This is a genomic window from Anabaena sp. UHCC 0451 (assembly GCF_034931405.1).
Classification (GTDB): domain Bacteria; phylum Cyanobacteriota; class Cyanobacteriia; order Cyanobacteriales; family Nostocaceae; genus RDYJ01.
In genome coordinates, this window is sequence record NZ_JAYGHA010000029.1 from 72,428 (window position 1) to 75,500 (window position 3,073).

Consider the following 3,073-nt stretch of genomic DNA (forward strand, 5'->3'; position numbering starts at 1 on the left):
ATGAAAGATTTCTACAAATGAATACTTACGGGAAAATGAGAAATTTTGGGATAAGTTATATAATTAAAATATTATTGCAGATAAAGATAAAATTATCTAAATATGGATCAATCTCAATCTTCTTTGTATTATCAAGACTTCTATTGTTGGACACAACAACAAGCCAAAGCTTTAGAAGAAAGGCTAGTTTTAGAATTAGACTGGCAACATTTACAAGAGGAAATTCAAGCGTTGGGAAGGCAGGAATATCGAGAATTAGCAAGTCGTTTGAGTGTATTATTAGGTCATCTCTTAAAATGGGAATATCAACCGGAAAACCGTTCTCGCAGTTGGTTTTTAACAATTAGAGAACAACGTCGCGCTATTCACCGACATCTGCGACAAAACCCTAGTTTAAAATCTCGCATCGAAGAAGCTATGTTAGATGGTTTTGAAGCAGGAGTTGATTTAGCTTTACGGGAAACTAATTTACCATTAAGAACTTTTCCCGAAAATTGTCCTTATTTATTTGATGATATTATTGCTGATGATTTTTTGTGTGATACCCATCAAGACTGGGAAGGATAATTATTGAAGGTGCAGAGTTATCAGTCACATTAGTAAGAGTATTTATCATGTGTCGCTCTTATTGAACAACTTTTGATTTTCGCAACAGCTAGGAAAATTTTGGGGAATTCGTAATTATAGAAATTTTTAGATTATTAAATTAAATTTCGTGCCAAGGAAGAAATCAGTCAAGATAATTAAATAGAAACTTCGCAATACATAATATATAAATCCCCAGCTTCTTAGAGAAGTCGGGGATCTGAATTACTTGAGTTTCCATTAATTCCACTTCCTATAAAGGAAGCGACAGCTTTACTGGACAAGATCGAAAAGAATGAAGATACAATGCCCAGTTTCCATTAATTCCACTTCCTATAAAGGAAGCGACTTGAGACTGATTGGTTTAAAAGTTAGATCTGCTGTTCTTAGATGTTTCCATTAATTCCACTTCCTATAAAGGAAGCGACACAAATTGAATAACAAAGAAGATTGGGACTTATCAGATAACGTTTCCATTAATTCCACTTCCTATAAAGGAAGCGACTGTTAACAATGATTAAGTTGTATCGTGCGATGAATCAGGTTTCCATTAATTCCACTTCCTATAAAGGAAGCGACCATTCCAAGATACCCTAATAGCATGGGGTACAAGAGAGTTTCCATTAATTCCACTTCCTATAAAGGAAGCGACTGAAACCGATCTTAAAGTGGTGTGGAAATAAATTACAGTTTCCATTAATTCCACTTCCTATAAAGGAAGCGACTGCCAAGGCTACATAGCCAACGGCGATGCTCATGTAATGTTTCCATTAATTCCACTTCCTATAAAGGAAGCGACATAGGAAACTCATCGACAGTATCAAACACTCTCACCGATGTTGAAGTTTCCATTAATTCCACTTCCTATAAAGGAAGCGACAGCAGCATTGGAATCCACAACATGGCTGGAGGAGATGGTTTCCATTAATTCCACTTCCTATAAAGGAAGCGACCTTGCTGTAGTCTCATCTGTTATGACTGCTGGATTTGGTGTTTCCATTAATTCCACTTCCTATAAAGGAAGCGACATTACCTAACGTTAATATTGAAACATCAAGTAATGTTAATTCATGTTTCCATTAATTCCACTTCCTATAAAGGAAGCGACAATATTACGGAAGATTCTATGAAAATTTTCTGGACACGGCATCGTTTCCATTAATTCCACTTCCTATAAAGGAAGCGACCTGAACCAAAAAACTCAGAGTGGAACGTATCAATGAAAAAAGTTTCCATTAATTCCACTTCCTATAAAGGAAGCGACTTTGTCATACTAGGCTGGACTAAATTCTATTACCTATAGGTTTCCATTAATTCCACTTCCTATAAAGGAAGCGACCAATCAAGCAAACCCTGAAGGAAGTTGAGGATGCACTCAAGGAAGGTTTCCATTAATTCCACTTCCTATAAAGGAAGCGACAACCCACGTTTCACCAAAAAGGGCATTACACCTTGTTTCCATTAATTCCACTTCCTATAAAGGAAGCGACCAATTATTAGGGGTAATGCCGGAGGACTGCTGGCAGTTTCCATTAATTCCACTTCCTATAAAGGAAGCGACATCTATTTCAGTTTCAGTATATTTATCAGAGTATGCTGAAGTTTCCATTAATTCCACTTCCTATAAAGGAAGCGACTTCTTAAAACTAAAGCTTTGTTTGCTAAGTATGCACCTATATGTTTCCATTAATTCCACTTCCTATAAAGGAAGCGACTAACTGGCTCCACAAAGCTAACACTTCTGTACACTGATCAATCAGTTTCCATTAATTCCACTTCCTATAAAGGAAGCGACTAATAGAAAGGTCACTATCAGCATATTTAAAATTAATATGTTTCCATTAATTCCACTTCCTATAAAGGAAGCGACGCTCGCTTCCCTCTGTAGACTCTTTCAACTTAACTTAATGGAGATTGTTTCCATTAATTCCACTTCCTATAAAGGAAGCGACAGCCTAAAGGGTTTGACTCCAGTAGAGATTATTAACCAGTTTCCATTAATTCCACTTCCTATAAAGGAAGCGACAAAGAGAATGGATACTTCATGAAACAGGAGTGTTTGCTGTTTCCATTAATTCCACTTCCTATAAAGGAAGCGACGAGTAATTTCACCACCACTCACAAGGTTGGCTAGTTTTGGAAGTTTCCATTAATTCCACTTCCTATAAAGGAAGCGACATATCAAGGTTTAGCATTGAACAAAATAACTGTACTTCATCTGTAGTTTCCATTAATTCCACTTCCTATAAAGGAAGCGACCTAGTAAAGTAGGGGCTTGCATCTTTCAAGGTGTAGATCCTAAGTTTCCATTAATTCCACTTCCTATAAAGGAAGCGACAACAAAGCCGCAGCTTTATTTACTTCTGAAAACTACAAGTTTCCATTAATTCCACTTCCTATAAAGGAAGCGACTCCTCATAGTATAAACCCTTGCAGTGACTAATGTCTAGATGCCATTTGCGACGGGGTAGGAACTCAAGATCATGTG

1 protein-coding gene and 1 CRISPR repeat array are annotated in these 3,073 nt (G+C 36.8%); the gene reads left to right on the plus strand.

The window, feature by feature from the left end; translation table 11 throughout:
* Positions 1-102: 102 nt before the first annotated feature.
* The gene (locus VB694_RS19285) at positions 103-567 is read left to right on the plus strand and encodes a DUF29 domain-containing protein (RefSeq protein ID WP_323361948.1); all 465 of its coding nucleotides are present in this window, start codon (positions 103-105) and stop codon (positions 565-567) included.
* A gap of 251 nt (positions 568-818) precedes the next feature.
* A CRISPR array of direct repeats spans positions 819-2,997; the repeat unit is 36 nt; unit sequence GTTTCCATTAATTCCACTTCCTATAAAGGAAGCGAC.
* The last annotated feature ends 76 nt before the right edge of the window (positions 2,998-3,073 follow it).